At 62.7% G+C, this 26,567-nt stretch carries 28 protein-coding genes and 1 pseudogene; 13 read left to right on the top strand and 16 right to left on the bottom strand.

Features of this window, described 5'->3' with window-relative positions:
• Nucleotides 1–122: 122 nt before the first annotated feature.
• Nucleotides 123–1,403 (top strand): 4-aminobutyrate--2-oxoglutarate transaminase, encoded by a 1,281-nt coding sequence (gabT, locus tag D3879_RS04730; RefSeq protein WP_119952922.1) that lies wholly within the window; start codon nt 123–125, stop codon nt 1,401–1,403.
• A gap of 106 nt (nt 1,404–1,509) precedes the next feature.
• Here the strand turns inward: gabT and D3879_RS04725 are convergent, their stop codons facing one another.
• On the bottom strand, nt 1,510–1,926 hold the full coding sequence (locus D3879_RS04725) for a hypothetical protein (protein WP_119952921.1): 417 nt from the start codon (nt 1,924–1,926) through the stop codon (nt 1,510–1,512).
• Between the two features lie 164 nt (nt 1,927–2,090).
• Here D3879_RS04725 and arsS point away from each other — a divergent pair, with 164 nt between their 5' ends.
• The 4 genes from arsS to D3879_RS26465 all read left to right on the top strand — a co-directional run bounded on the left by arsS (nt 2,091) and on the right by D3879_RS26465 (nt 7,209).
• A complete protein-coding gene (gene arsS, locus D3879_RS04720; protein WP_218567829.1) occupies nt 2,091–3,044 on the top strand; it encodes an arsenosugar biosynthesis radical SAM (seleno)protein ArsS in 954 nt (317 codons plus the stop codon).
• Nucleotides 3,045–3,181: 137 nt separating this feature from the next.
• A complete protein-coding gene (locus D3879_RS04715; protein ID WP_119952919.1) occupies nt 3,182–4,225 on the top strand; it encodes a methyltransferase domain-containing protein in 1,044 nt (347 codons plus the stop codon).
• Between the two features lie 111 nt (nt 4,226–4,336).
• Nucleotides 4,337–6,478, top strand: a complete 2,142-nt coding sequence (locus D3879_RS04710; RefSeq protein WP_119952918.1) for an FAD-dependent oxidoreductase — start codon at nt 4,337–4,339, stop codon at nt 6,476–6,478.
• Nucleotides 6,475–7,209: a DUF3047 domain-containing protein gene (locus tag D3879_RS26465; RefSeq protein ID WP_158592062.1), complete on the top strand. Its 735-nt coding sequence runs from the start codon at nt 6,475–6,477 to the stop codon at nt 7,207–7,209. The genes D3879_RS04710 and D3879_RS26465 overlap by 4 nt, the downstream gene beginning before the upstream one ends.
• Nucleotides 7,210–7,318: 109 nt before the next feature.
• Here the strand turns inward: D3879_RS26465 and D3879_RS04700 are convergent.
• Nucleotides 7,319–7,459, bottom strand: a pseudogene (locus tag D3879_RS04700) (fatty acid desaturase); the annotation flags it as partial.
• 109 nt (nt 7,460–7,568) lie between these two features.
• Between D3879_RS04700 and D3879_RS04695 the strand changes: the two are divergent.
• Entirely contained in the window at nt 7,569–7,916 is a 348-nt protein-coding gene (locus D3879_RS04695) for a hypothetical protein (RefSeq protein ID WP_119952917.1), read from the top strand.
• A gap of 27 nt (nt 7,917–7,943) precedes the next feature.
• Here D3879_RS04695 and D3879_RS04690 read toward each other — a convergent pair whose 3' ends face one another.
• The 3 genes from D3879_RS04690 to D3879_RS04680 are packed head-to-tail and all read right to left on the bottom strand — an operon-like array spanning nt 7,944 to nt 9,954.
• On the bottom strand, nt 7,944–8,108 hold the full coding sequence (locus D3879_RS04690) for a rubredoxin (RefSeq protein WP_119952916.1): 165 nt from the start codon (nt 8,106–8,108) through the stop codon (nt 7,944–7,946).
• On the bottom strand, nt 8,105–8,824 hold the full coding sequence (locus D3879_RS04685) for an NAD(P)H-dependent oxidoreductase (protein ID WP_119952915.1): 720 nt from the start codon (nt 8,822–8,824) through the stop codon (nt 8,105–8,107). Before D3879_RS04685 ends, D3879_RS04690 begins: the two co-directional genes overlap by 4 nt.
• 59 nt (nt 8,825–8,883) lie before the next feature.
• On the bottom strand, nt 8,884–9,954 hold the full coding sequence (locus tag D3879_RS04680; protein WP_119952914.1) for a fatty acid desaturase: 1,071 nt from the start codon (nt 9,952–9,954) through the stop codon (nt 8,884–8,886).
• Nucleotides 9,955–10,196: 242 nt separating this feature from the next.
• Here D3879_RS04680 and D3879_RS04675 point away from each other — a divergent pair, with 242 nt between their 5' ends.
• From D3879_RS04675 to D3879_RS04665, 3 genes are all read left to right on the top strand, one after another.
• The gene (locus tag D3879_RS04675) at nt 10,197–11,210 is read left to right on the top strand and encodes an AraC family transcriptional regulator (RefSeq protein ID WP_119952913.1); all 1,014 of its coding nucleotides are present in this window, start codon (nt 10,197–10,199) and stop codon (nt 11,208–11,210) included.
• Nucleotides 11,207–12,283, top strand: coding sequence for an FAD-dependent oxidoreductase (locus tag D3879_RS04670; protein WP_119952912.1), 1,077 nt, complete (start codon nt 11,207–11,209; stop codon nt 12,281–12,283). Before D3879_RS04675 ends, D3879_RS04670 begins: the two co-directional genes overlap by 4 nt.
• A gap of 130 nt (nt 12,284–12,413) precedes the next feature.
• Complete coding sequence (locus D3879_RS04665; RefSeq protein ID WP_119952911.1) at nt 12,414–12,878, top strand: REP-associated tyrosine transposase; 465 nt, start codon at nt 12,414–12,416, stop codon at nt 12,876–12,878.
• 83 nt (nt 12,879–12,961) lie between these two features.
• On the opposite strand, the gene D3879_RS04660 is transcribed toward D3879_RS04665, so the two are convergent.
• A complete protein-coding gene (locus D3879_RS04660; RefSeq protein ID WP_119952910.1) occupies nt 12,962–13,651 on the bottom strand; it encodes a Crp/Fnr family transcriptional regulator in 690 nt (229 codons plus the stop codon).
• A gap of 89 nt (nt 13,652–13,740) precedes the next feature.
• Between D3879_RS04660 and D3879_RS04655 the strand changes: the two genes are divergently transcribed.
• On the top strand, nt 13,741–14,265 hold the full coding sequence (locus tag D3879_RS04655; RefSeq protein ID WP_119952909.1) for an Mpo1 family 2-hydroxy fatty acid dioxygenase: 525 nt from the start codon (nt 13,741–13,743) through the stop codon (nt 14,263–14,265).
• 89 nt (nt 14,266–14,354) lie between these two features.
• Here D3879_RS04655 and D3879_RS04650 read toward each other — a convergent pair whose 3' ends face one another.
• From D3879_RS04650 to oscA, 7 genes are all read right to left on the bottom strand, one after another.
• Nucleotides 14,355–15,101, bottom strand: a complete 747-nt coding sequence (locus tag D3879_RS04650) for a hypothetical protein (protein ID WP_119952908.1) — start codon at nt 15,099–15,101, stop codon at nt 14,355–14,357.
• A 138-nt stretch (nt 15,102–15,239) separates the two neighbouring features.
• Nucleotides 15,240–16,049, bottom strand: a complete 810-nt coding sequence (locus tag D3879_RS04645; protein WP_119952907.1) for a substrate-binding periplasmic protein — start codon at nt 16,047–16,049, stop codon at nt 15,240–15,242.
• 122 nt (nt 16,050–16,171) lie between these two features.
• Nucleotides 16,172–17,161 carry a sulfate/molybdate ABC transporter ATP-binding protein gene (locus D3879_RS04640; protein WP_119952906.1) on the bottom strand — a complete coding sequence of 330 codons (990 nt, stop codon included), beginning with the start codon at nt 17,159–17,161 and terminating at the stop codon, nt 16,172–16,174.
• A gap of 4 nt (nt 17,162–17,165) precedes the next feature.
• Nucleotides 17,166–18,038, bottom strand: coding sequence for a sulfate ABC transporter permease subunit CysW (gene cysW / locus D3879_RS04635; RefSeq protein ID WP_119952905.1), 873 nt, complete (start codon nt 18,036–18,038; stop codon nt 17,166–17,168).
• A gap of 12 nt (nt 18,039–18,050) precedes the next feature.
• Nucleotides 18,051–18,869, bottom strand: coding sequence for a sulfate ABC transporter permease subunit CysT (gene cysT / locus D3879_RS04630; RefSeq protein WP_119952904.1), 819 nt, complete (start codon nt 18,867–18,869; stop codon nt 18,051–18,053).
• 175 nt (nt 18,870–19,044) lie between these two features.
• Nucleotides 19,045–20,043 carry a sulfate ABC transporter substrate-binding protein gene (locus D3879_RS04625; protein WP_119952903.1) on the bottom strand — a complete coding sequence of 333 codons (999 nt, stop codon included), beginning with the start codon at nt 20,041–20,043 and terminating at the stop codon, nt 19,045–19,047.
• Between the two features lie 185 nt (nt 20,044–20,228).
• Nucleotides 20,229–20,411 carry a sulfur starvation response protein OscA gene (gene oscA / locus D3879_RS04620; RefSeq protein WP_119952902.1) on the bottom strand — a complete coding sequence of 61 codons (183 nt, stop codon included), beginning with the start codon at nt 20,409–20,411 and terminating at the stop codon, nt 20,229–20,231.
• Between the two features lie 427 nt (nt 20,412–20,838).
• On the opposite strand from oscA, the gene D3879_RS04615 reads away from it, so the two are divergent.
• The 3 genes from D3879_RS04615 to D3879_RS04605 all read left to right on the top strand — a co-directional run bounded on the left by D3879_RS04615 (nt 20,839) and on the right by D3879_RS04605 (nt 23,599).
• Nucleotides 20,839–21,420, top strand: a complete 582-nt coding sequence (locus D3879_RS04615) for an alpha/beta hydrolase (RefSeq protein WP_119952901.1) — start codon at nt 20,839–20,841, stop codon at nt 21,418–21,420.
• A gap of 215 nt (nt 21,421–21,635) precedes the next feature.
• A complete protein-coding gene (locus D3879_RS04610; RefSeq protein ID WP_119952900.1) occupies nt 21,636–22,583 on the top strand; it encodes a sigma 54-interacting transcriptional regulator in 948 nt (315 codons plus the stop codon).
• A gap of 233 nt (nt 22,584–22,816) precedes the next feature.
• Nucleotides 22,817–23,599, top strand: coding sequence for a MetQ/NlpA family ABC transporter substrate-binding protein (locus D3879_RS04605; protein ID WP_119952899.1), 783 nt, complete (start codon nt 22,817–22,819; stop codon nt 23,597–23,599).
• A gap of 191 nt (nt 23,600–23,790) precedes the next feature.
• Here D3879_RS04605 and D3879_RS04600 read toward each other — a convergent pair whose 3' ends face one another.
• The 3 genes from D3879_RS04600 to D3879_RS04590 all read right to left on the bottom strand — a co-directional run bounded on the left by D3879_RS04600 (nt 23,791) and on the right by D3879_RS04590 (nt 26,301).
• On the bottom strand, nt 23,791–24,417 hold the full coding sequence (locus D3879_RS04600; RefSeq protein WP_119952898.1) for a class I SAM-dependent methyltransferase: 627 nt from the start codon (nt 24,415–24,417) through the stop codon (nt 23,791–23,793).
• Nucleotides 24,418–24,797: 380 nt separating this feature from the next.
• Nucleotides 24,798–26,030: an acyl-CoA dehydrogenase family protein gene (locus D3879_RS04595; RefSeq protein WP_119952897.1), complete on the bottom strand. Its 1,233-nt coding sequence runs from the start codon at nt 26,028–26,030 to the stop codon at nt 24,798–24,800.
• A complete protein-coding gene (locus D3879_RS04590; protein ID WP_119952896.1) occupies nt 26,020–26,301 on the bottom strand; it encodes a hypothetical protein in 282 nt (93 codons plus the stop codon). Before D3879_RS04590 ends, D3879_RS04595 begins: the two co-directional genes overlap by 11 nt.
• Between the last annotated feature and the right edge of the window lie 266 nt (nt 26,302–26,567).

The following is a 26,567-nucleotide window of genomic DNA, read 5'->3' as shown; positions in this document are numbered from 1 at the left end:
ACAAAGAACCCCTGAGCAGTCGGCAGGGCCGTGGCAGTCGATCATCGTATGCTGCCCGCGCCTTTCCCCGGCTGCGTTAATCCTTGAACTGCGCCGACCGATGAGCGGCAAATGAGGACTCTATGAGCAAGACTAACGAATCCCTGATGCAACGCCGCCAGGCCGCCGTTCCGCGCGGTGTTGGCCAGATCCACCCGATCTTCGCCGAGTCGGCAAAGAACGCCAGCGTGATTGACGTCGAAGGCCGTGAATTCATCGACTTCGCTGGCGGCATCGCGGTGCTCAACACCGGCCACCTGCACCCGAAAATCATTGCCGCCGTGCAGCAGCAATTGACCAAACTGACCCACACCTGCTTCCAGGTACTGGCCTACGAGCCCTACGTGGAAGTCTGCGAGAAGGTCGCCGCCAAGGTGCCGGGCAATTTCGCCAAGAAGACTCTGCTGGTCACCACCGGCTCGGAAGCGGTGGAAAACGCCGTGAAGATCGCCCGTGCCGCCACCGGTCGCGCCGGCATCATCGCCTTCACCGGCGGCTACCACGGCCGCACCATGATGACCCTCGGTCTGACCGGCAAGGTCGTACCGTACTCGGCCGGCATGGGCCTGATGCCTGGCGGCATCTTCCGTGCCCAGTACCCATGCGAACTGCATGGCGTCAGCACGGATGACGCGATCGCCAGCATCGAGCGAATCTTCAAGAACGACGCCGAGCCGAAAGACATCGCCGCGATCATCATCGAGCCGGTGCAGGGCGAAGGTGGTTTCTACGTCGCGCCGAAAGATTTCATGAAGCGCCTGCGCGCCCTCTGCGACCAGCACGGCATCCTGCTGATCGCTGACGAAGTACAGACTGGCGCTGGCCGTACCGGCACCTTCTTCGCCATGGAGCAGATGGGCGTGACTGCCGATCTGACCACCTTCGCCAAGTCCATCGCGGGTGGCTTCCCGTTGGCCGGTGTGTGCGGCAAGGCGGAATACATGGATGCCATCGCCCCGGGCGGTCTGGGCGGCACCTACGCCGGCAACCCGCTGGCTTGCGTGGCTGCGTTGGCGGTGATGGAAGTATTCGAGGAAGAACACCTGCTGGATCGCTGCAAAGCGGTCGGCGAGCGTCTGGTGACTGGCCTCAAAGCCATTCAGGCCAAGCACAAGAGCATCGGTGATGTGCGCGCCCTCGGCGCCATGATTGCTGTCGAGTTGTTCGAAGACGGCGACCACCACAAACCGGCGGCCGCATTGGTCAATGCCGTGGTGGCCAAGGCTCGCGACAAGGGTCTGATCCTGCTGTCCTGCGGTACCTACGGCAACGTCCTGCGCGTGCTGGTGCCGATCACCGCGGAAGACGCACTGCTGGACAAAGGCTTGGCGATCATCGCCGAGTGCTTCAACGAACTCGCCTAGGGCTCACCAGCCAGGCAGTCCTGAGACCCGCTTCGGCGGGTCTTTTTTTGTCTGTATGCGAAGGGTGGAAACCCGCAAAGCGGTTTTCCACCATGGGGCATCCAGGCTATCTATGCAGGAAGGTGCGGGCAAAGATCAGCGTGCCCAGGCCCCAGGCGCCGTTCAGCAGAAAACCGATCAGAAAGCGCCCGGGTAGCTGCTTGGGCTCAAGGCCGAGACCCTTGAGCGGAAAGACCACCAGCAGGGCGACAGTGGTCAAGGCGATACCACCAAACAACCAGCCCTTGAGCCAGGGTTGCGGTTTGTTCGCATCCCAGCGCAATACCAGCAGCATGACCACGCCCCAGACGCCACCCCAGAACGCGGCGGAGAGCCAGGCCGGGACGCCCAACGGCAAGGTCGGGGCGGTGGCAAAGGGAGCAAAAGGGATCACGCCGTAAGCATGCAGAAGGCCAACCAGCGGCTGGTGAAAGCAGGGCACGGCGAGGAAGCCGGCGATGAAGAACAGGGCGAGACGTGGCATCAGGATGCTCCAGACAGGACTACCAATTGCGTCTATAGATAGAACATTGCGTCAGGCGCGCCATCGGCAGCATATTGGGTCTGTAACTCACTAGGCTTGTAACGAGGGCGCGCCGTTATCCTCTAATAGCGTATATCCCTCCGAAGGAGTTAGCTGTGCACGCCATGCTGCCCCTGCTCAATCAGCTGAGCTTCCCGCCGCTGCGCCGCGGCCACCTGGAAGCCCTGCAGGTCAATCTGACTTACCGTTGCAACCAGCGTTGCCTGCACTGCCACGTCAACGCCGGGCCGACCCGCACCGAGAGCATGAGCGACGAAACCCTGGCGATACTGCATCAGGTGATCGACGCCCATCCGGTGCACACCCTCGACCTGACCGGCGGAGCCCCGGAGCTGCACCCGCGCTTTCGCGAGCTGGTGAGTCACGGGCGGCGCGAAGGTTTGCGGGTGATCGATCGTTGCAACCTGACCATCCTCAGTGAGCCGGGCCAGGCGGATTTGGGTTCGTTCCTCGCCGCGCAGGGTGTCGAGATCACCGCCTCGTTGCCCTGCTACTCACGGGAGAATGTCGACCGCCAGCGGGGCGACGGGGTGTTCGACGCCAGCATCCAGGGGCTGCGCCAGCTCAATGCGCTGGGCTATGGGCAAGCCGGCAGCGGGCTGATCCTCAACCTGGTCTATAACCCGCAAGGCCCCAGTTTGCCGCCGCCGCAGGCGCAACTGGAGGCCGACTACAAGCAGCATCTCAGTGATGAGTTCGGCATTCAGTTCGATCACCTGTTGACCATCACCAACCAGCCGATTGCCCGTTTCGGCAGCACCCTGGTCAGCAAGGGGCAGTTCGCCGCCTATATGCAGTTGCTGCGCGACAGCTACCGGGCGGAAAACCTCGACGGGTTGATGTGCCGTTCGCTGGTCAGCGTCGACTGGCAGGGCTACCTCTACGACTGCGACTTCAATCAGATGCTCGACCTGCCGTTGCAGCTGATCGGCCGCGACCGTGCCCATCTGCGCGACCTGCTCAGCAGCGAGCTGGATGGCAACCCGATAGTCACCCGCGACCACTGCTACGCCTGTACCGCCGGTCAGGGTTCCAGTTGTGGTGGCGCGCTTGGCTGACCTTCGTAGGAGCGAGCCTGTGCCCCACATGGGTGTGGGAAATGCAGCAAGCCGTCGGGAACGGCTGCTGCCTTGCCATCCACGGGCCAATCGCGAGCAGAGCTCGCTCCTACAGAAACATTGCACGAGAACCCAGCATGCATAGCGAAGTGAAGACCTACTACGGCCAGACCCTGCAATCCTCCGCTGACCTGCAGACCAGCGCCTGCTGCACCGCCACGCCGCCACCGGAGCATCTGCAGCGGATCCTCTGCCGTCTGCACCCCGAGGTGCTGAGCCGCTACTACGGCTGCGGCCTGATCGCCCCCGAGGCGCTGGACGGCTGCCAAGTGCTCGATCTCGGCTGCGGCGCTGGGCGCGATGCTTATTGCCTGTCGGCCCTGGTGGGCGAGCAGGGCGGGGTGACCGGCATCGACATGACCCCCGAACAGCTGGCCGTGGCGCGCCGCCATCAGCAGTTCCATGCCGAGGCCTTCGGCCATGGCCGTTCCAACCTGCGCTTCATCGAGGGCGAGATCGAATACCTGGATAGCCTGGGCCTGGCGGCCGAACAGTTCGACGTGCTGGTGTCCAACTGCGTGATCAACCTGGTGCCGGACAAAACGCGGGTGCTGCGTGAGGCCTGGCGGGTGCTCAAGGCCGGCGGCGAGCTGTATTTCTCCGACGTCTACGCCGACCGCCGGGTGCCGGCCGAGCTGGCCGCCGACCCCGAGCTGTACGGCGAGTGCCTGGCCGGTGCGCTCTACTGGGGCGACTTCCTGCGCCTGGCCAAGGCCGCCGGTTTTGCCGATCCACGGCTGGTGGAGGATCGGCCGATCCAGCTGAACAACCCGCAGATCGCCGCGCGCATCGGCCATATCCGTTTCTTCTCCGCGACCTATCGGCTGTTCAAGCTGGAGGCCCTGGAAAGCGCCTGCGAGGACTACGGCCAGGCGGTGATCTATAAGGGCGGCATCCTCCATCACTCGCAGATGTTCGTGCTCGACAAACACCACCGCATCGAGAGCGGCAAGGTGTTCCCGGTGTGCGGCAATACCTACCGCATGCTCAAGGAGTCGCGCTTCGCCGCGCACTTCGAGTTCATCGGCGACTTCGCCACCCACTATGGGCTGTTCGAGGGCTGCGGCAGCGCCATCCCCTTCGATAGCCAGGTCGCGGGCCAGGCGGCCGCCTGTTGTTGAGCTGGAGGGTTTTGGTAAAAGCGAGCTCTGCTCGCGATTGGGTGCATATGCGAAGCCGCTGATCGCCAGCAGAGCTGGCTCCTACAAAAGAGCATCTAGCCAAGGAGTTCTATGAACACCCGCAAACTGCTCCTGCTCGGCCTGATCCTGGCCCTGGTCGCCGCCTTCTTCGTCTTCGACTTGGGCCAGTACCTCACCCTGGCCAGCCTCAAGACCCAGCAGGCGACGCTACTCGCCCAGGTGGCGGCGCACCCTTGGCAGGCGGCGCTACTGTACTTTCTGGCCTATGTGGCGGTGACTGCGCTGTCGTTGCCAGGCGCGGCCTTGATGACTTTGCTCGGTGGCGCACTGTTTGGCCTGTGGCAAGGCGTGCTGTTGGTGTCCTTCGCCTCGACCCTGGGCGCGGCCTTGGCCATGCTCAGCAGCCGTTTTTTGCTGCGCGACTGGGTGCAGCGGCGCTTTGCTCGCCAGTTGGTCGGGGTTGAAAAGGGTATGCAGGACGAAGGCGGCTTCTACTTGTTCGCCCTGCGTTTGGTGCCGTTGTTTCCGTTCTTCATGATCAACCTGTTGATGGGCCTGACCCGCTTGCCGCTGGTGACCTATTGGTGGGTCAGCCAGCTCGGCATGTTGCCGGGCACCTTGGTCTATGTGAACGCCGGGCGCGAGCTCGGGCAGCTGGATTCGTTGGCCGGGATTCTTTCGCCTGGCCTGCTCGGTGCCTTTATCTTGCTCGGTCTGTTCCCGCTCTTGGCGCGCAGGCTGCTCGGCTGGCTACAGGCGCGGCGGGCGTATGCCGGCTGGGTCAAACCGAAGACCTTTCAGCGCAACCTGGTAGTGATCGGCGCCGGTGCTGGCGGGCTGGTCAGCGCCTATATCGCCGCGGCGGTGAAGGCCAAGGTCAGCCTGATCGAAAAGCAACAGATGGGCGGCGACTGCTTGAATACCGGCTGCGTTCCGTCCAAGGCGCTGCTGCGATCGGCCAAGCTCGCGGCCGAACTGAAAAAGGCCGCGGCCTTGGGGTTTACCAAGGTCAGCGCCGAGGTGGATTTCCCGGCAGTGATGAAGCGTATTCAATGGGTGATCTCCACGATTGAGCCACACGACTCGCCGCAGCGTTATCGCGAGCTGGGCGTCGAGGTGATTGCCGGCGAGGCGATCATCCGCTCGCCATGGACGGTGGAGGTCAACGGTCAGCTCCTGAGCAGTCGCACTATCATCATCGCCGCCGGCGGCCGGCCGCTGTGGCCGGATATTCCCGGCGTGGCCGACATGCCGGCATTCACCTCGGACACTATCTGGAACCTGCGCGAGCAGCCCAAGCGCCTGCTGGTACTCGGTGGCGGGCCGATTGGCTGTGAGCTGGCACAGGCTTTTCAGCGCCTCGGCAGTCAGGTGATTCAAGTGGAGCTGGATACGCGCCTGCTACCGCGCGAGGACGAAGATGCCAGCGCGCTGGTGCTGGCCAGCCTGTGCGATGAAGGCGTCGACGTGCGCCTGCGACACAAGGCCGAGCGTTTCGAATTGGTGGAGGGCGAACGGCGATTGATCGCCCGTCAGCTGGATAGCGATGAAGAAATCGCGATTACCTTCGACTGTTTGCTGCTGGCCCTTGGCCGGGTGGCCAATGTGAAGGGGTATGGTGTCGAAGAGCTGGGTCTGGTCGTGCGGCCGAACGGCACCCTGGAGACCGACGAGTACCTGGCCACCCGCTTGCCGAATATCTACGCGGTGGGCGATGTAACCGGACCCTACCAGTTCACCCATGTCTGCGCCCATCAAGCCTGGTACGCCGCGGTGAATGCGCTGTTCGGCGGCTTCAAACGCTTCAAGGTCGATTACCGGGTGATTCCCCATTGCACCTTTACCGACCCGGAAGTGGCGCGGGTCGGCCTTTCGGAAGCCGAGGCCAAGACGCAGGGCGTCGCCTACGAGGTCACGCGTTACGATCTTGCGGAGCTGGACCGGGCGATTGCCGACGAAGTGGCGCACGGCTTTGTGAAGGTGCTCAGCGAACCGGGCAAGGACCGCATCCTCGGTGTCAGCATCGTCGGGGCACAGGCCGGCGAACTGCTCGCCGAGTACGTGCTGGCGATGAAGCTCGGGGTAGGGCTGAACAAGATCCTCGGCACCGTCCACAGCTACCCGACCCTGGCCGAAGCCAACAAATACGCGGCCGGCGAGTGGAAGCGCGGCCATGCGCCGCAAGGCTTGCTGCGTTGGGTCGAACGCTTTCACCAGTGGCGCCTCGGTTGAACCGCGGCCTGCTGTTCGGCTTGCTGCTGACCCCGCTGGCCCTGGCGGAGAACCAGCTGGCACCCTGGACGGCTGGGCCACCGCACGGCGAATGGTCGGCGCCCTGGCGCGAGGCGGATATCCCCAGGCTCCAGGCGCCGCAGCGCAACTTGGTTGAGCAGGACGGTCGCGCCGTGCTGCGGATCAGTGCCGAAGCCGCCGCCGGCGGTCTGCTGCACCCTCTCGAACTGCCCGGCGACCGGCCCTGGCGGCTGTCCTGGCAATGGCGCACGGAGCGGCGGCTGGCAAGCGCCCGCTTCGCCACCCGCGTCGGCGACGACTATGCGGCACGGGTCTATGTGCTGCTGGATTACCCGCTGACCAGCGTGGGTTTCCTGAGCCGGCAGAAGCTGCGTCTGGCGCGTACCTTCTACGATCCCGGTTTGCCGGCGGCGACCCTCACCTACGTCTGGGACAACCGCGTCGCGCCCGGCGCCCACGCCCGCAGTGCCTACAGCGAGCAGGTCGAGATGCTGGTGCTACGCGGCCCCGAGGCGCCGCTCGGGCAGTGGCTGGAGGAACACCGCGACCTGCGCGCCGACGCCATCGCCGCCTTCGGCAGCGCGCCGCGCCGGATCCTCGGCGTGGTCTTCGCCGTCGACAGCGACAATACCGGGGAGCGCGCCGAGAGCTGGTTCGCCGAGCCCAGTCTGCAGGTTAGGGAAGCGCCGAATGAAGCGGCGCCTCCCTAGCGGCTGATGAATGGCGCAGAAGCCAAGCCGCCAGCTATTCGCCGGGCCTGAGGGAGGGCCGGCTCCCAGCCGGATCGGGGACAACGGCAGGCCGTGCTATGTGTATCGATCAGGCGTTTTGCCCGCACGGTGCGGCGGATTGATCGACGCGGGTCCAGCGGTTGGCGCGGGCGAAGGTGCCGAAGTCGTTGCCGCGCCCGTCCATCTCACGCATCGCCCGGTGCGCTAGCGGCGCCGTCAGCTGCCGCAGTTGAGGCGAGCATTTCCATGGCTGGCGCCGCGGCTGAGCTAAAGTCGCTATAGCGCTTCGGCCATCTTGGTCGCGGCGATCACCGACCACTGCCAGCATGGACGAGCCTATGGCCAGGGATTATCTGCAACGCTTCAACCGGGCTCTCGAGCAAGGCCTGGCCAAGGATGTCTTTGACAACCTGCGCAATTTCCTCATGTGCGCCCTGCTGTTCGCCGCCGGCACCGATGCCCTCCACGATTCTCGGCAGCTGTTCCTGGGGCTGTTCGTCTCGAGCCTGGCGGGTTGGGGGCTGATCGGGCTGGCCGCTGTGCTCACCCTGCTGAACATCTGGGATGGTCTGCATAAGCTGGCTCGCTTGAAACGCCACCTACTGTTGCAAGCGGTGGGGTGTTTGGTTTACGTGCTGTTGGCGTTGCGGGTGGTGGAAATCGTCTGGAACTTTCGCAGCCACTGAGTCGCCCGTGGGTTGGGCCTGGTGGTCTTAGATTTCCCGCATCTCGAAATCCCCTTTGCTCACCCCGCAGTCAGGGCAGAGCCAGTCATCCGCGACATCGGCCCAGGCGGTGCCGGCGGGGATGCCTTCATCGGGCCAACCCTTGGCTTCGTCGTAGATCAGCCCGCAGACCACACAGATCCAGGTTTTCATACAAGCTCCTCGCGGGGCAGCGGATTCAGTTGGCGGTCGAAGCCGGCCATTGTCGGGAAGTTGAGCGGCTCCAGGCGGTCCAACAGCTCTAGGTGCTCGCGGTAGTCGGCGAGTATAGAGCTGCGCGCTTGCGGGGTGATGTAGGGCACGTGGTAGGCCGCGAATGGCGGCAACACGCTGAGGCCGGCGTAGGCCAGGGTGCCGCGTTGCAGGTGCCGGAGCATTGGTTCCAACTCGCCGTGGATGGCCTGCTCGTCGGCGAACATGTGGGGTTGCGCACCGAGGGTGAAACTCAGTAGCGCGCGTTTGCCGCTGAGGCCGCCGCGGTCATAGAAGCGCAGGCCGCCATAGCAAACCCCGGAGAGCAGCACACGGTCGATCCAGCCCTTGAGGATGGCCGGCACCGAGCACCAGAACATCGGGAAGTTGAAGATCAGCAGATCCGCGGCCAGCAGCTTATCCAGCTCGGCGCTGATATCCGCAGCCAGCGTGCCCTTGGCGTGGGCATGCCTTTGCTCGAGGGCATAGACCAGATAGTCCCGGTTGCTGGGTTCGTTGAAGTCGGCGGCGCTGGCCACCGGGTTCCAGTTCATCGCATACAGGTCGGAGACCTGCACGCTGTGGCCGGCGTCACTGAGGGTTGCGACCGCGAGGTCTTTCATGGCGCTGCAGAACGACTGCGGCTCCGGGTGGGCGTGGACGATCAGGATATTCATAGGCTCGTACGGTAACGCGAGGGGAAAGAGACGCGGCGCCGTAGCGCCGCGGTTGGCTGTCAGGCCGTTTGGGGCTGCTGCGCGGGCTCTGTACGCTCAGCGCGAGTCCAGCGGTTGGCGCGGGTAAAGGTGCCGAAATCGTTGAAGCGCACACCCATTTCACGCATCACCTTGTGGGCGAAGGGCACCGTGAGCTGACGGATGTAGAAGGGTTCCTTGACCACGAAGTGGTGGATCGCATGGCTGCTGCCGAAGTTGAAGCAGAACGCCTGCAGCGGCCACAGCCACCAGGGGTTGAGCACCTGGCATTGCTGCAGCACGTTACCCGCCTCGATGTCGCCGTAGTAGTGCATGTTCGAGCTGACGAAGTGCAGGCAGAAGGTGCGCAGTACGTTCGGGCCGACCAGCACCACCACCGCGATGTTGATGATGTTCATCACCTCCAGGGTGCTCGCCGACCAGTCGATCGGTGCGCCGATCAGGCTGGCGATGCCATTGCTGGCGTGGAAGGCCAGGAACACATACCAGGTGCCCCAGTTGAGCAGGCCCAGCGGCGCATAGACCTTGGCGGTGCGGGTGATGATCGACCATTTGTGCTGGCGAGTCTTGGCCCGCAGAAAGCGGATAAAGGACGACATCATGTTGTCGCCGACCATTAGCAGACGGGCGATGCCCCAGGGTTCGCCGTTGGTGATGGCGCGTTCTTCCAGGTCGGTCTCGGTGCCGGAAACCTTGTGATGATTGAGGTGCAGATGGCGACGAACCCAGGGGTTGATAGTGCTTGGCCGCGCCAGCCATACCAGCGCCATCATCAGGTTGTGCGGCACGCGTTGCTTGCGGAAGTACATCGAGTGGATCAGGTCGTGCTCCAGTTCGTGGGTCAGCGAGGCGAAGAAGGCATTCAACAGCAGGCAGACCCACCAGGCCATATGCCCGCTGACATAGAGTGCGGCGCTACCGAGCATGCCGGCCAGGGCGAAGGCCAGGATGCCGGCGCCGAGGGCGTCCTGATGCTGCAGAAGCGGGAAGCGCTGGCGCAGTTCGACGCCATGGGCCATCACTACTTCACGAATATGCGCGGCACGCTGCTGTGCATTCTGGCTCGCGGGGCTTGCAGGAGAGTGGGACATGCTTACATCCTCTAGTTAACGTGAGCCTACTCAGGCTGTGTGAAAACTACTGCGCTCGGTTTTACGGCGTTAAAAACAGGCTCAAAATGCTCATTTACACCACGTAAATTGCGCTTTCTCGCCTGTTTTTGCCTTGTCTAACCTTCGCTCGCTACGTTTTCACACAGCCTGTACTGTGCCGTGCTGCCGCGCGCGCGGCCCGGCCGCGAACGCCAACCTGTTGACCGGATGCGCCAATCTGCATGACTGCTGAACCCACTACCCTGGCCAGTTGGACCCGTGCCCTGCGCAAGCAGCTCGACGCCTTGGGCCTCGACAGCGCGGCGTTGTGTCGCGAGGCGGGGCTCGACCCGGCGTTGATGGAACACCCGAATGCGCGTTACCCGCTGTCTGCGACCACCCGCTTGTGGCAGTTGGCGGTCGCCGCCAGTGGTGATCCGGCGCTGGGTTTGCGGGTCTCGCGCTTTGTCGGCCCGACCACCTTTCACGCCCTGGGTTATGCCCTGGTGGCCAGCGGCAGCCTGCGCGAGGTGTTCGAGCGCATCGTGCGTTATCACCAGGTCGTCAGTGACGCCTTGACGCTGGAGCTGAAGCTGGTTGGCGAGCGTTACGAGTTCCGCCTGCGCGTACCGCCGGACAGCCCGGCGCCGGCGGCCGAGGCAGTGGACGCCTTTGTTTCGATCTATGTGCGCACCTGCCGCAACCGGCTCGGCCGTGACTTCGCGCCGCTGGCGGTGTACCTGCGCCGTCCCGCGCCGGCGGATCCGCAGCCGTGGCATGAGGTATTGCGTGCGCCGGTGTTCTTTGGCGCCGAGGAAAATCTCCTGCAGTTCGCCCGCGAACCCTTCGACAGCCCTCTCGAGGATGGCAACCCGGAGCTCGCCGAGCACAACGAGACGGTACTCAAGCGCACCCTCGAACAACTGCAACCGTTGACTTGGAAACGCCGGGTGCGTGCCTGCCTGGAAGCTCAACTGCCGAATGGCGAACCCTCCGCCGAGCGCATTGCCCAGGCTCTGCACCTGAGTTTGCGCAGCCTGCAACGGCATCTGGCGGATGAAGGTTGCCGCTATGAAAGCCTGCTCGGCGAGACTCGCCAGAGCTTGGCCCTGCAGCACATGCGCGACCCGCATTGCTCGATCAGCGAGATCGCCTACCTGCTCGGCTTTGCCGATAGCAGCAGTTTCAGCCGCGCCTTCAAGCGCTGGACCGGGCTGGCGCCGAGCCAATACCGCGAAGGCCTGACGCGCGGATGAAGCCCTTCGATGTACTGCTGGTCGGCGCCGGTCACGCGCATCTTGGCGTACTCCGTCGTTGGGCCGGTGGCGCGCGGCCACCGGGGCGGATTGGCCTGCTCAACGCCGGGCCGGCAGCCTGGTATTCAGGGATGTTGCCGGGGCTGCTGGCGGGGCGGTATCGCGCGCAAGAGTGCCAGATCGAACTCGCGCCCTTGTGTCGCGCTGCTGGGGTCGAGTTGTTGGACGGCGAGGTGCAGGCGCTGGCGGCCCGGCAGCGGAAACTGACGCTGACCGATGGTCGTCAACTGAGTGCGAGCTGGCTGTCGCTGAATGTCGGTGGCCAGGTGGTCGGCCCGCCACAGCGGGGCAGCGAGCTGCAGCTGTTGCCGGTGAAACCCTTCGCCGGCTTTGTCGCCGGCTGGCAAGCCTGGCAAGCCGCCCCTCAACGGCTGGCGATTCTTGGCGGCGGCGCGGCCGGAGTCGAGCTGGCGTTGGCCTTGGCCGGGCAGGTGTCGGAGCTGACGCTGTTCAGCGCCGGGCCGTTACTCGCCGAGCATGCGCCGGGTTTGCGCCTGCGCGCCCTCGGCCATCTGCGTTTGCGAAAGGTGCTGGTGCGCGAGGATTGCCCGATCAGCGCTATCGATGAGGACTGCTTGTTGAGCGGCGCCGAGCCAGTTTGGCACGGCTCGCGGCTGCTGCTGGCGACTGGCGCCACGGCCCTGCCCTGGTTGGCGCAGAGCGGGCTGGCCTGCGATCCGGCGGGCTTCGTGCAAATTAGCGCGAGTTTGCAGAGCCAGTCCCATCCACAGATATTCGCCGTAGGTGACTGCGCCAGCCTGGCTGGCGCGTACAAAAGTGGGGTCTACGCGGTGCGCCAGGGTCCGGTGCTGGCGGCGAATCTACAGGCCGTTTTACGCACTGCGCCGCTGCGCCAGTATCGCCCGCAGCGGCAAAGCCTGGCCCTGCTCGCCACCGGCGACGGCGGCGCGCTGCTGAGTTGGCGCGAGTGGAGCGCCGGTGGGCGTTTATGCGGCTGGTGGAAGGATTATCTCGATCGCAGCTTTATGCGGCGCCATCGCTTGCCGGGTTAGGTCATCCGGCTTCAGTGTTGGCAGGGATCGCGAGCAGCGCTCGCTCCTACAATGGAAAGTCGCGCGACTAAACCTTGTAGGAGCGAGCTCTGCTCGCGATTGGCCTTTAAAAAAATACAGGGGCAAAGGAATGCCAGTCACCGCTTTGCCGCAGGGTAACCGCCTGCGTGCTGGCCGTTTCTCCGAAGCAGGCCGTATTTATCTGCTGACGGCCGTTGTGCATAACCGCCAATGTTTGTTCGCCGACTGGCGCCTCGGCCGCTTGGTTGCGCATGAACTGCGTTTAGCCGAGGACTTGGCATTGGCGCGTTCTCTGGCCTGGGTAGTGATGCCCGATCATCTGCATTGGCTGGTCGAGCTTGAGGGAGCGTCCCTCGATGGTTTGATGCAGCGAGTCAAATCGCGTAGCGCCAAGGCGATAAATACTGTTCGTCAGACTCAGGGGAAAATTTGGCAGAAGGGCTATCACGATCATGCGGTGCGGCGCGAGGAGAGCCTCAAAACGCTGGCTCGCTATGTGGTTGCCAATCCTCTGCGAGCTGGCTTGGTCGAGCGCATTGGCGACTATCCCTTATGGGATGCCATATGGCTGTAGGAGCCAGCTCTGCTGGCGATCAGGGTTTCGGTGTTGGCAGGGATCGCGAGCAGAGCTCGCTCCTACAGGTCAGCGCGTCGCATTTACTGTTGCTGAGTGGCCTGACGCAGCCGGTCGAGGTCGAGGATTTCGATCTCGCCGTAAGTCAGGCGGAGGATGCCCTGGGCTTGCAGTTCCTTGAGGATCTGGTTGGTGGTCTGCCGCGAAATCGCCAGCATTAGCGCCAGTTGCTCTTGGGCCAGGTGGATCACCCGTCGCGGTCCGCCCTCGCCGTAATTCTCCGCAATCATCAACAGGCGCCGAGCCAGACGCGGCGCGGCGGGTAGCAGGCTGATCTCTTCCAGGGCGATAAAGGCCAGGCGCAACTTCTGGCTCATCAGCAGGGCGAAGTCGCGCCAGTGTCGCGGTTCGCGTTCGAGCAGGCTGAGCAGCGCCGCTTGCGGCACTTGCAGCAGGGTTACCGACCCTTCGGCAAAGGCGTCATGGGTGCGCGGTTGGCCGTCGAACAGGGAAATCTCGCCGAACCAGTAAGGCGGCTCGACCAGGGTCAGCAACGCCTCCTTACCGCTTGCGCTGACCGCGCCAATGCGGATTGCGCCCTCCACCACCGCATACAAACCGCAGGGTTGGTCGCCCCGACTGAACAAACACTGTCCGGCCTCCAAGCGACGCACTTGGGCAGCACCCAGCAGCGCCTCCTGGAGGCTGGCGGGCAGGGCGTTGAACCAATGACCGCTGAGCAGGCGCTGGCGATATCGCAGGGCATCATTCATGGTTTTTCCAAGGGTTTGTCGGCTAGCTGACAGAGCTAGAGGTTAGCTGCGCGGCATTATCTGGTCAGCCCAACTTCAGGAGTAGCAGCATGAAAACCCTGGTCGATCACCTTGGCCAATACGCGGCCTATCATCGCGACCGCCGGAATATTTTCAGCCACTTCATCGGCGTGCCGCTGATCGCCTTTGCCGTCACTGCGTTGCTGTCGCGCCCCGGGCTGTCTGCGCTAGGTCTGTGGTGGTCACCGGCAACGCTCGCCGCGCTGGCTTCTGCGGTGTTTTACCTGCGGCTGGACCTGCGTTTTGGTCTGCTGATGACGGTGCTGCTCGGGCTCAGCCTGTGGGGCGGCCAGGCGCTGGCCATGCAATCGACGATGGTCTGGCTGAGCGCCGGTCTTGGCCTGTTCGTGGTCGGCTGGATCATCCAGTTCATCGGTCATTACTACGAAGGCCGTAAGCCAGCTTTTGTCGATGATGTGATGGGGCTGATGGTCGGTCCGCTGTTTGTGGTCGCCGAACTGGCGTTTCTGCTCGGCCTGCGCGATGAGGTTCGTCAGGCTGTGGAAGAGCGCGCCGGCCCCACCTGCATCCGCGCCAAGAAAGCCCTGATCTGACAGGAGTAGGGTGGGCTTTAGCCCACCGATACGGGGGACGTGGTGGGCTGAAGCCCACCCTACGCTATCGGCATTAGACGCGAGGTGGCTTAGTTCAAGCTCATCAATTGCTCGGTCAGGGTGCGCGTGTGGCGATCCACCATGATCGGTGCAAAAGGGCGACCAGAGCTGCTGGTCATGGCGGTGACACCACTGTTCATGTCGTTGAGGGCGACTTTCAGGTAGCCCCAGCGGGTTTTGATTTTGCCGATCGCTGGATTGTCTTTGTCGTTCAACTCGACGAGTTGAATATCGATGTCAGGCACTAGCGCCCGCTCATCCTGGCCTTGGTACTGCTCACTGTGCTCGCGGGCGAGTTCGAAGCTGCCGATGTACGAGCGAAACAGGTACTGCACGGACAGGTATTCGATCTTGACCGGCAATTCGTCCTTCGCGGTGTTGCCGGTCAGGGCATGGGCGCTCAGCAGGAAGTCGCGCAGCGCTTTACCCAGCTCTCTCTGATAGGCCCAAGGCACATCTTCTTCATTGGGGCCGAAGGAAACACCGCGGCGAATCTGGGTAACAAGCTCCTGGTGGGTTTTGCGCAACTCGTCACTCACCTGCTGGCTACTCTGCAGCGCCGCCGCCAATGCGGCGAGGTCGGTATCCACGCGCTGGGCATAACTGGCCTGGAAGCCTTCGCCGCGATACAGCAGCAGACTGCTGGTGGCACGGCAGGCATAGATTTGCATCTGTTCTTGGGGTGTCAGGGCTTCAGCAGCGGTCGGCAGCGCGAGGCTCGCCAGTAGCCCAAACGCCCAGATGAGTATGTTGCGAACCAAAGGCTTACAGCGCATGCCAAGGTGCTCCTTATTATTGTTGTTGTGAACAGTAGGGCCGGGGAAAGTGCAAGCCTAACCGCAGTGCAAGCGTACCCTGCCTGAGGCTGACGAAAATAACCCGAAAGGTTGATTTACGCAGCGAATGAATGGCGATCATGGCGTTGGGTTGGTGCTAAGGGCGGTTGTCCCGATACGCGGGCCGCCGCTATGCAGGCGCATGGCCCGCCGCCACTCTTGCAGCTCACCGCTGTCCTTGAGCTGTTGGTAGGCGCCCTCCAGGCGTTGGCGCAGCAGCTCGCTGCGCATGGAGTGGCGCGAGAAGATTAGCCCCAGCGGCAGGCTATGTAGGGTCAGGGCTGGCAACGCCGGGCGCTGGCTTTGCTGCAGGGCTTCTTCGACCGGCATTTGATAGTCGAGGAGGTAATCGGTGCGCCGCTTGTCGAGCATTTCGATGGCCGCCAGGTGGCGGTGGGTGGTTTGCAGAATCAACCCCAGGCTCTGGTCTTCCAGGAGCTTCCGGGCCTCCGGGGCCCAGTAGGTGAAGCCGTGGATCAGCAGCAGGCGTTTGCCGATGAGGTCCTGAGGGAGCTGTGGGGGCGCCTGGCCGGCGGGGTAGTAAAGGTTGAGGTCGAGCGAGCCGATCACCTCGCTGCCGTTCAGCGTGTGTTCGCGCAGCATCGGGTTGCCCACGGCGCCGAGGGTGACCTCGGTCGAGCCGTCCTGCAGGTTCTTGTACAGGCGGGCAGGTGGGTAGGGGGTCATTTCGACTGGCAGCCCGGCCAATTCGAACAGCCGTTCGGCAAAGTCGATCATCGAGCCGGCGGGACTGCCGAGCGTGTCCAGGTAAGAGTAGGGCGGGAATTCCAGGAAGCCGACGCGTACCGGAGCGACGGCCTGATCTTCTGCCTGGGCTTGCGCCAGGCTCAACAGCAGAACCAGCAGGCAGCGGCGGAAAAGGCTCATGGCGGTGAACTTCCTTGCTCAAGGAGGGCTGCCCCGGCCGCGGCGAGGGCGGGCGGCGCTCTGCAGCGCCTTGCGCTGAGCATAGTTTGCCCTGGCCGGCGTTCAAGGCCGGCCACGCGGACTTAGAGACCGGCTTGCGACTGCCAGACCTTGGGTTTGAAGTACAGGGTTTCACCGCGAACCAGGCCAGTCAGGCTGTCATGATCCTTGACCACTTCCGCTTCGATCGGCTCATCTTGCCCAGCGACCTTGAGGGTCACCCGGGTGATCGCACCCAGCGGGCGGATATCGCGGACTTCAGCGGGCTGATGGCCTTCCACGGCGGTACGCGACAACGAGACTTCATGCGGGCGGAACAGCACATGATGATCGTCGCCCATGTGCAGACGGTTGGAGTCGCCGAGGAAGTGATAGACGAAATCGCTGGCCGGGTTCTCATAGACCTCGCCCGGCGAGCCGATTTGCTCGATCACGCCCTTGTTCATCACCACGATACGGTCGGCGACTTCCATCGCTTCTTCCTGGTCATGGGTCACGAACACCGAGGTCAGGTTGATGTCTTCGTGCAGGCGCGCCAGCCAGCGGCGCAGCTCCTTGCGTACCTTGGCATCCAGCGCACCGAAGGGTTCATCGAGCAGTAGCACCTTGGGTTCCACCGCCAAGGCGCGGGCCAGGGCGATACGCTGGCGCTGGCCGCCGGAGAGCTGCTCCGGGTAGCGGTCGGCAAGCCAGTCGAGTTGGACCATGCTCAGCAGTTCGTGGACCTTTTCGGCAATCTGCGTTTCGTTCGGGCGCTCGTGCTTGGCTTTCATACGCAGGCCGAAGGCGACGTTGTCGAACACCGTCATGTGGCGGAACAGCGCGTAATGCTGAAACACGAAGCCGACGTTGCGATCACGCACGTCGTGCCCGGATACGTCCTCGCCGTGAAAGACGATGTTGCCCTGGTCGGGGGTTTCCAGGCCGGCGATGATCCGCAGCAGCGTGGTCTTGCCGCAGCCGGACGGGCCGAGCAGGGCGACCAGTTCGCCACTGTGGATGTCCAGGTTGATCTGGTTCAAGGCCTGGAAAGCATTGAAGCGTTTGCTGACGTTACTGATTTCGATGGACATGAACTTATTCCTCCGCGCCGCTGTGGCGTAGGCGGGCTAGACGGGCTTCGCTCCACTGCTTGAGCAGCAGGATGAACAGCGCCAGGATCAACAGCAGGCTGGCGACGCTGAAGGCAGCGACGTGGTTGTATTCGTTGTAAAGAATTTCGACGTGCAGCGGCAGGGTGTTGGTAACGCCGCGGATGTGCCCGGAGACCACCGACACCGCGCCGAACTCGCCCATGGCGCGCGCCGTGCAGAGCACCACGCCATAGATCAGACCCCATTTGATGTTCGGCACGGTCACATGCCAGAACATCTGCCAGCCATTGGCGCCGAGCAGGCGTGCGGCTTCCTCTTCCTGGGTGCCTTGTTCCTGCATCAGCGGGATCAACTCGCGGGCCACGAAGGGCACGGTGACGAAGATGGTCGCCAGCACGATGCCCGGCACGGCGAACACGATCTGGATGTCATGGTCCTGCAGCCAGGAGCCGAAATAGCCCTGGGCGCCGAACAGCAGCACGTAGATCAGACCGGCGATCACCGGTGACACCGAGAACGGCAGGTCGATCAGGGTCACCAGTATGCTTTTGCCGCGGAACTCGTACTTGCTCACGCACCAGGCGGCGCAGACGCCGAACAGGACGTTGAGCGGCAGCGAGATGGCCACGGCGATCAGCGTCAGCTTGAGGGCGGACAGCGCGTCCGGTTCGAAGATCGCCGTGAAGAACGGTCCAAGGCCCATCTTCAAGCCTTCCGAGACCACCACGAACAGCGGCAGCAGGAGAAACAGACCGAACACCAGCCAGGCCAGGCTGATCAGCACCCGCCGGGCGATGGCATTGCCGCGCCGGGCGGCGTTGGCGGAGGAGGCGGCAGTTAGCGTTGCAGTAGACATGTCGCGCTCCTTTTATGGGGTTTCGATGCGGCGCTGCAGTAGGTTGATCAACAGCAGCAGAACGAAGGACACCACCAGCATCAGCACGCCGATGGAGGTGGCGCCGGTGTAATCGTATTGGTCGAGTTTGACCATGATCAGCAGCGGCAGAATCTCGGTTTTCATCGGCATGTTGCCGGCGATGAAAATCACCGAACCGTACTCCCCGACGCCACGGGCAAAGGCCAGCGCGAAGCCGGTCAGCCAGGCTGGCAGCAAGGCTGGCACGAGCACATGGCGGAACACCTGCAAGGGTTTGGCGCCGAGACAGGCGGCGGCTTCTTCGACCTCGCGCGGGATATCGGCCAGCACCGGCTGCACCGTCCGCACCACAAAAGGCAGCGTGACGAAGGTCAGTGCCAGGGTGATGCCCAATGGGGTAAAGGCGATTTTGAAGCCGAGGTCGGTGGCGAACTGGCCGATCAGGCCGGCCGGGGCATACAGCGCGGTCAGCGCGATACCGGCCACGGCGGTCGGCAGGGCGAACGGCAGGTCGATCATCGCGTCGATGATTTTGCGCCCGGGGAACTCATAGCGCACCAACACCCAGGCCAGCAGGGTGCCGATAACGCCGTTGAGGATGGCGGCGGCCAGCGCCGTGCCGAAGCTGAGCTTCAGGGCGGCAAGTACCCGCGGTGCGGAAATGATGGCCCAGAATTGATCCCAGCTGAGCTGGCTGGTTTTCAAGAACATGGCGGCTAGCGGAATCAGCACAATCAAACTGAGGTACACCAGGGTGTAACCCAGCGTCAGCCCGAAGCCGGGTATGACGGGGGAGATACGGCGAGACATAGAAGTCCTTGTTAACGGTTGCAGCCCGGTGCCAATCCGCGGCTACTGATGCTTCTGGGGCCCTGAACCAAACCATTGTTTCCGACTACACGGGGATTGGTCTGTTGTGTCAGTGCTTACTACAGCACAGAGCCCCGACTCTTTTCGGTAAGAGCCGGGGCCTGTCGTTTAGCGCTTATTGCGCTTGGTAAATCTTGTCGAAGATGCCGCCGTCGTTAAAGAATTTCGGCTGTGCAGTTTTCCAACCGTTGAAGTCTTTGTCGATAGTAACCAGCTTCAGCGTCGGGAATTGCTTGGCAAACTCTGCGGCAACTTTTTCATCCCGTGGGCGGTAGAAGTTCTTCGCAGCGATGCGTTGGGCTTCAGGGCTGTACAGGTGTTTCAGATAAGCTTCCGCCACGTCGCGGGTGCCTTTCTTGTCGACGTTCTTGTCGACGACGGCAACCGGCGGTTCGGCCAGGATCGACAGCGATGGTGCGACGATTTCGAAGTTCTCGCCACCCTGCTCCTTGAGCGCTAGGAAGGCCTCGTTTTCCCAGGCCAGCAGCACGTCGCCGATGTTGTTGTTGACGAAGGTGATGGTCGAACCACGGGCGCCAGTGTCGAGGACCGGGACGTTCTTGTAGAGCTTCTGCACGTAGTCTTGGGCCTTGGCTTCGCTGCCGTATTTCTGCAGGCCGTAGGCCCAGGCGGCAAGGAAGTTCCAGCGTGCGCCGCCGGAGGTTTTCGGGTTCGGCGTGATGACTTCGACGCCGGCTTTGGTCAGGTCATCCCAGTCCTTGATGCCTTTCGGGTTGCCCTTGCGAACCAGGAACACGATGGTCGAAGTGTACGGGGTGCTGGCGTTTGGCAGACGCGATTGCCAATCGGCCGGGATCAGTTTGCCAAGCTTGTTCAACTCGTCGATATCACCGGCCAGCGCCAGGGTCACGACGTCGGCACGCAGGCCGTCGATCACCGCCCGTGCCTGTTTGCCCGAGCCGCCGTGGGACTGTTGCACGGTGACGGCTTCGTGGCCCTGGGCTTGCCAGTATTTGTTGAATTCAGCGTTGTACTCTTGGTACAGCTCACGCGTCGGGTCGTAGGACACGTTGAGGATCTCGGTGGCCGCAACGGCTGGGCCGGCGATCAGGGCGCTGGCCAGGGCTGCCAGGGCAAAACGGCGAATGGACATGGTGTAACTCCTAAAGATTCAATTTTGTTCAAGTGTTGGTGCTGAGTTTCTTATGGGGTTCCGATCCGCATTCGCGGGCTACAACGGCAATACCGGTGGCTGTTCATGTGCGTGCTGCTCGTAATGTTCGCGTTCATTCCCATGCCCTCCGGTAGTCCAGTCGAGCCTGCCCTGGTTGGTTCAAATCAAGCTTGCTTGCCGGCGGGCTGCTGCAGGCGGAATTTTTCCTTACGTTCGATCTGCACGACCTGGCCGTTATGTACGGTGATCTCCACCGAGCCAAACCGCAGGCCCAGCAGGGCACTTTGGACCTCGCGCAGGATGCCGGCTTCGTCCTGGCCTTCAATGCTTCGAAGGGATGCGCTCATCAATCTGCTCCTTGGAAAAGCGCCCCTGACGCGTCGGGGTCAGTGGGCGTGGAGCGGATAGTAGGGTGAGGCGTAATATTCTTAAAAATACTATTTAAGAATTTTTATATAACTGTATCGAAGGTTAGGTTTGCGCAGCGTTCAGCGCGCGTTATTCAGCGCACGGGTGCCGCGACAAGGGGCGGTGGCGAAGTGTTGGCCGGCGGCCTGAATGGCTCGCAGCAGGGCTGCTGGAGCAGCTGCAAAGTTGCTGTGACGGTAGGCGGTCGCGCAACTAATCGACGGAGCGGGGAAGGTTCGGCTGCTGTGCAAAAGGAACCCGGTTTCGGTTTTTATGGAATAACTAAATAATTTCTTATTCCTTAACGAGTATATGAGCCCTCCCTATACTGACCGCCGAAACAGCCATTTTGCAGGAGGCATCCCCATGCGCAGCGAGTCGATCCGCTATCTGATTGTGCCGGGCTGGCAAGGCTCGGCCGACGAGCATTGGCAAAGTCACTGGCAGCGCAGCCTGCCCAACAGCCAGCGGGTCGAGCAAGCCGATTGGCTCGCCCCGCAACGGGCGGAGTGGGTCGCCGAGCTGGAGCGCAGCATCGCCGCGCAGAGCACGCCGGTAATTCTGATTGCCCACAGTCTGGGCTGCGTGACGGTCGCGCATTGGGCGGCCAGTGCCCCACCGGAGCTGTTGCGCCGGGTTCGCGGAGCGCTGCTGGTGGCGCCAGCGGATGTCGAGCGGCCCGGCTGTCCAGCGGCGTTGCAAGGGTTTGCGCCGATTCCGCGCCAGCCGCTGCCATTTCCCAGCCAGTTGGTCGGTTCCGATAACGACTCGGCGGCGAGTGCCACCCGTGCCATCGAGTTGGCGCGCAACTGGGGCGCTGACGCGGCGATTTTGAGTGGCGCCGGGCATATCAATGTGAAGTCCGGGCATCAACGTTGGGAGCAGGGTTTCGCTTACCTGTTTCGCCTGCAGAGCCAGGTCGAACAACACGCCAGGCGCCGTGCTTGAAGAGGCCGTCGAGCACCTGGAAAACCGCCAAACCTGTAGGAGCGAGCTTGCTCGCGATGCCTTTGCGCAAGAGCGTTCGCGAGCAAGCTCGCTCCTACGAACAGCACTCGCACCAATTCACCTCGCCAGGAGCGCTGTCCGTCGCGCCCTGTATCGATAGCCTTTTACACGCTTAAGTCTCTGAGTGGTCAGGTCGGCTTAGGCGGGAGTCTGCCATGAGCCGTACTGAAAGCTTGGGTCTGCCGCTGCTGACCTTCCCGGAGGCGGATAAGAGTCCGCTGAGCATCCGCGCTAAAGCGCTGGTGTTTGTCGATGCGCGTTCGCGGCAATTGCGCGAAGAGGTTGTGCAGCTCGCCCCCAGCCATTTGCCAGTACTGATCCACGGCGAGATGGGCACCGGCAAGGAATTGCTGGCGCGGCATATCCACCGCGAGAGTGATCGCCCGGGGCTGTTTGTCGCGCTGAGCTGCAGCACCCTCAGCCCGACTTACGCGGAGGCCGAATTGTTCGGTTATGCCGCCGGCGCCCATGCAGGTTCGGCCAGCAGCCGCGCCGGCTGGTTCGGCTCGGCGAATGGCGGCACCTTGTATTTGGACGAGATCGGCGACCTGCCGCTGGCGCTGCAAACCAAGTTGCTCGCGGCCCTGGAGACCCGCGAGGTGACCCGCGTCGGCGCCCCGCAACCGAGCCCGGTGGATGTGCGCCTGGTCGCGGCGACCAGCATCGACCTGGCCCAGGCCGTAGCGGCAGGCAAGTTTCATGAGCGTCTTTACCTCTACCTGAATGAGGGCCGTTTGCTGCTGCCGCCGTTGCGCGAGCGAGTCGGCGACATCCTGCCCTTGGCGGAGTACTTCCTCGGCATCTACACCCAACGCCTGGGTTTGTCGGTGCCGCTGATCAGTCACGCGGCGCAGCAGGTGCTGGAATGGCACGGCTGGCCGGGCAACACCCGCGAGCTGGAGAACGTCATTCACTTCGCGCTGCTGGTCAGCAGTGGCGCGGAAATTCTTCCCGAACACCTCAAACTAGTGGGTGCGCTAGAGCCGTTGACGGTGATAGAGCAGCAACTGGAACGCTTGCTCAAGCAGCCCGGGGAGGCCGCTCTGGCGCAGTTGGACGTGCTATTGCAGCGCGTCAGCCAGCTGCGGCAGAGGTCGGCTTGAGATCGTAGGGCGGGTGAAACCCGCGCGGAACCTTAATCCGTTTTAACGCGCGGGTTGCACCCGCCCTACAAACCTCACCGCTTATACAAAATGGCATATAAAAATAATAAAACAGTATTTTATTGGAATAAAAAATCCTCGTAACGTCCGCCTCACGCCAGCCAACAAATGCCGCTGGCACCTCTTATTCCGGCGTGTCTCACGCTGCTGAAGAACCTCCATAAGGACATCAAATGAAAAAGGCTCTGTTACTCACCGCCCTGGCTGCCTTCATCTCTGCTGGCCTGGCGCAAGCCGGGGAAAAACTCGTGGTCGCGGCGACGCCGGTGCCGCATGCCGAGATTCTTGAGCTGATCAAACCGCAGCTGGCGAAAGAGGGGGTCGATCTGGAAGTGAAGGTGTTCACCGACTACGTGCAGCCCAACCTGCAAGTGGATGAGAAGCACCTCGACGCCAACTACTTCCAGACCAAGCCGTACCTGGACAACTTCAACGCCGGCAAGGGCACCCATCTGGTGATCGTCACCGGTGTGCATGTCGAGCCCTTTGGTGGTTATTCGTCCAAGTACAAATCGCTCAGCGAACTGCCGGACGGCGCCACCATCGCCATCCCCAACGAAGGCAGCAACAGCGGCCGGGCGTTGCTCCTGCTACAAAAAGCCGGCCTGCTGACCTTGAAAGACCCGAAAAACGCCCTGGCGACGCCTAAAGACATCGCCAAGAACCCGCACAACTTCAAATTCAAGGAGCTTGAGTCCGCGCTGCTACCGCGGGTGCTGGAGCAAGTCGACCTGGACCTGATCAACACCAACTATGCCCTGGAAGCGGGGCTGAACCCGGCCAAGGATGCCCTGGTGATTGAAGACCGCAGCTCGCCCTACGTGAACTACCTGGTGGCGCGCCTGGACAACCAGAACAGCGACGCGATCAAGAAACTCTCCGCCGCGTTGACCAGCCCGCAAGTCAAAGCCTTCATCGAGCAGAAATACCAGGGGGCCGTGGTTCCTGCGTTCTGATTTCACCACCGGGTGAACACGCCTCACGTCTCTCCTCACGCCGGCGAGCTTGTATTAGCGCCGGCGTTTTTTTGCGAATGTTGAGCTGAAGCTCTTTGTAGGAGCGGGCCATGCCCGCGAAAGCCCTTCACCTTGAGCGTACTTGCTGTGTCGAGTGCTTCTTGGCACCGCCGATGGTCCGGATAGGCCGGTTATAGCTTGCGCCACACGCTGGCCAGCCACGGCTGTTGCTCGCGTGGCAAACCCGCCGGCCGGTAGTAGTGTTCGAGTTCCTGGAAGCCCGCTGCTGTCAGGTAACGTCGCCAGCTCGGCAGATCGTGGTAAGCGCCATAACGCTCGGCATTCCAGCCTTCCTGATTGTGCCCGCGCGGGTTGGAGCTGAACAGCACGCCGCCAGGTTTTAGCGTGGCATGCAGTTGCCGCAACACCCGTGGCAATTCCTGGCCTGGCACATGAAACAGCGCGGCATTGGCGAATACGCCATCGAAGCGCTCCGCCGGTAGATCGAGCTTGAGGAAGTCCTGCTGCCAGACCTCGCAGCCGCTGTCGGCACGTGCCATCTCGGCAAAGCGCAAAGAGCCATCCAGCCCGATAGCCACGTGGCCCAAGCCAGTGAATACCTTGAGATCGCGCCCCGGCCCACAGCCAAAATCGAGGAGGGTAAACGGCGGCTCAGCCTCGATATGGCGCAACAACGCGGCGATGTTCTGACTCACATCGTGATCGCGGGTACCCGCGCGGAAGTCCTCGGCGCACTGGTTGTAGTGCTCAAGGGTAAGGGCGGCGATTTGGGCGAGGTCGTCAGCAGAGAGCTTCATGGGGGACGGGTGAGCGCTCAGGGTATCGGAGAGTCGGGTTCACTCTCGTAGTGTGCAGCCTCATAAATAACTGTTCAATGTTCGGGGAGTAGGTTGGTGCTGAACGTAGCGATGCCCAACAGGGAGTCGCTTGCGGCTCCAGATGCACGTGGATTCCCGCGTAGGCGGGAATCCACGTGGCACGGACCTGTAGCCCCTGAAAGTCTTGAACTTGACGGCCCAACTTTGCAGGCCAGTTGTTGGGCATCGCCTTCGGCTCAGCACCAACCATCGACCGATGGCTTGGCGCGGGGGCGATTTGTGCGAGCAGAAAAGAAGGGCGGGCGCCCTGCCTGAGCATCCCGCCCTAAAGCGTTGCAACGTGCCCCGCTGAGGGCGCGTCATGAATAGAGCGAGGGGCTTGGAGGCACTCCGCTGAGTAGCCAACGGCCGAGGTCGCGCACCTTGTAGTCGATGGGATCGTGCAAGGTGTGCACCCGTACGTTGCGCCAGAAGCGGTCGAAGCCGTAACGCGATGAGGTGGCGCGCGCGCCCATGGCTTCAAAGATCTGGCTGGTAATCTCGAGGGCAGCGCGAGCCGCGACCACCTTGGCTTCGGCCACCTGCACGGCCACTTCGCCACGCTCGGCGGCGGTCAGCGCGGGTTTTTCCCAGGCGGCTTGCAGGCGCTGGGCGGCGGCTTCGGCCAGCGGCACGGCGCTGCGATATTGCAGCCACAACTCGCCATAGCGCTGCTGGATAAACGGCTCGTCGCGGGCCTCCGGGGCGCCCGAGGCCGGCCAGGCCCGAGCCTGTTCGCGGGTGTAGTGCAGCGCCGCGTCCAGCGCGCCTTGGGCATTGCCGAGGTAGAGCTGGGTCAGCACCAGTTGCGACAGGCAGCTGCGCAAGCTGCTACGCGGACTGGCGCCACTGGGGCCGAGGATTTCACTGCTGTCGACGAAGACGTTTTCAAACTGCACCGTGCCGCTGTCGGTCTGGCGCTGGCCGAAACCATCCCAGTCGTCATTGATCGCCAAACCTTCGCGCTGAGTCGGCAACACCAAAAAGGTCCGCTCTTCGCTGCTGTGGCCGCGCGGCGCACTGACCATCAAGGCATCGGCGCCGAGTGCGCCGGAGCAGAAGGATTTCACCCCGTTCAATTCGTAGTGCTCATCGCGCCGGGTCAGCTTCAGGCGGGTGTCGCGGCCATTGCTGGCGTTGCCCCAGAACCACTGTTCCTGCGCTGTGCGGGTTAGCCAGTGACGCTGTTGGTCGATGCTTGCGAACAACAGCAGGGTCGCCACTTGCAGATGCTGGAAGGCAAACAGGTGCGCCAGCGAGCTATCCACCGCTGCCAGGTAGCGCACCAAATGGTAGATCTCCGGCCAGGCCACTCCCTGGCCGCCAAAGCTTTGCGGAATCGCCAGGCTCAGCAGGCCGCTATCGCGCAGCAACTGGCGTTCGGCACTGGCGCTGCCGCCACGCTGGTCACGCTCCACCGCGGTGGCGGCGAGGCGTCTGGCCAGGCGTTCGACCTTGGCCGTGCGGCCGCCGAACTCGGCCGGGAACAGGCGCGACTCGAACAAGGGGGCTTGGCCGGGATGAGCGCGGGCTGCGCGTAGCTCAGCGGCCATCACTGGCCTCTGCTTGCCAACTGGCCGCTAACGGTTTGGCTGGCAGCGCTGGGCCGAAGACAGCTTCTACGATGCGCGATGGCTCGCCGAGGCTATCGGCTTTGTCGCGCTGGTATTGCCAAGGGGCTGGCGTTTTTAGCCGGGTGCTCAGGCTGGATGGCTGCTGGTCGCCGCTGCGCAGGTGCGGGTGGGCGTCGACCGGCGCAGTCGCAGCCACCGCCAGGGTGAATACGAAACCTGCGAGCAGGAACCGAGGTAAAGAATGGGACATGGACTCACCTCTTCTCGAAGCAGTCGTGCGGGCTCGAAAAGGGCACTAAGCACGGACTAATGGGGGGACGGTCGAGAGCCGGTAGTCCGGTGTTGCAAAGCTAAACGATCTAAAAACAGCGCAATAAATAATTTTTAGATATTAGCTTATGAAGCGAATCGCGAGCTGAGTGCGCTCCTACAAAGGGCTATGACCCAGCGAATAAACGGCTCTCGCAAAGAGGGGCGGCAAATGTGCGGTTGAAAAGTTTATATTCAAAAAAAGAA

The sequence above is a fragment of the Pseudomonas cavernicola genome (assembly GCF_003596405.1).
GTDB lineage: Bacteria > Pseudomonadota > Gammaproteobacteria > Pseudomonadales > Pseudomonadaceae > Aquipseudomonas > Aquipseudomonas cavernicola.
Note: the sequence above shows the minus strand (reverse complement) of the source record. Positions and strands in the feature narration are given on the sequence as shown.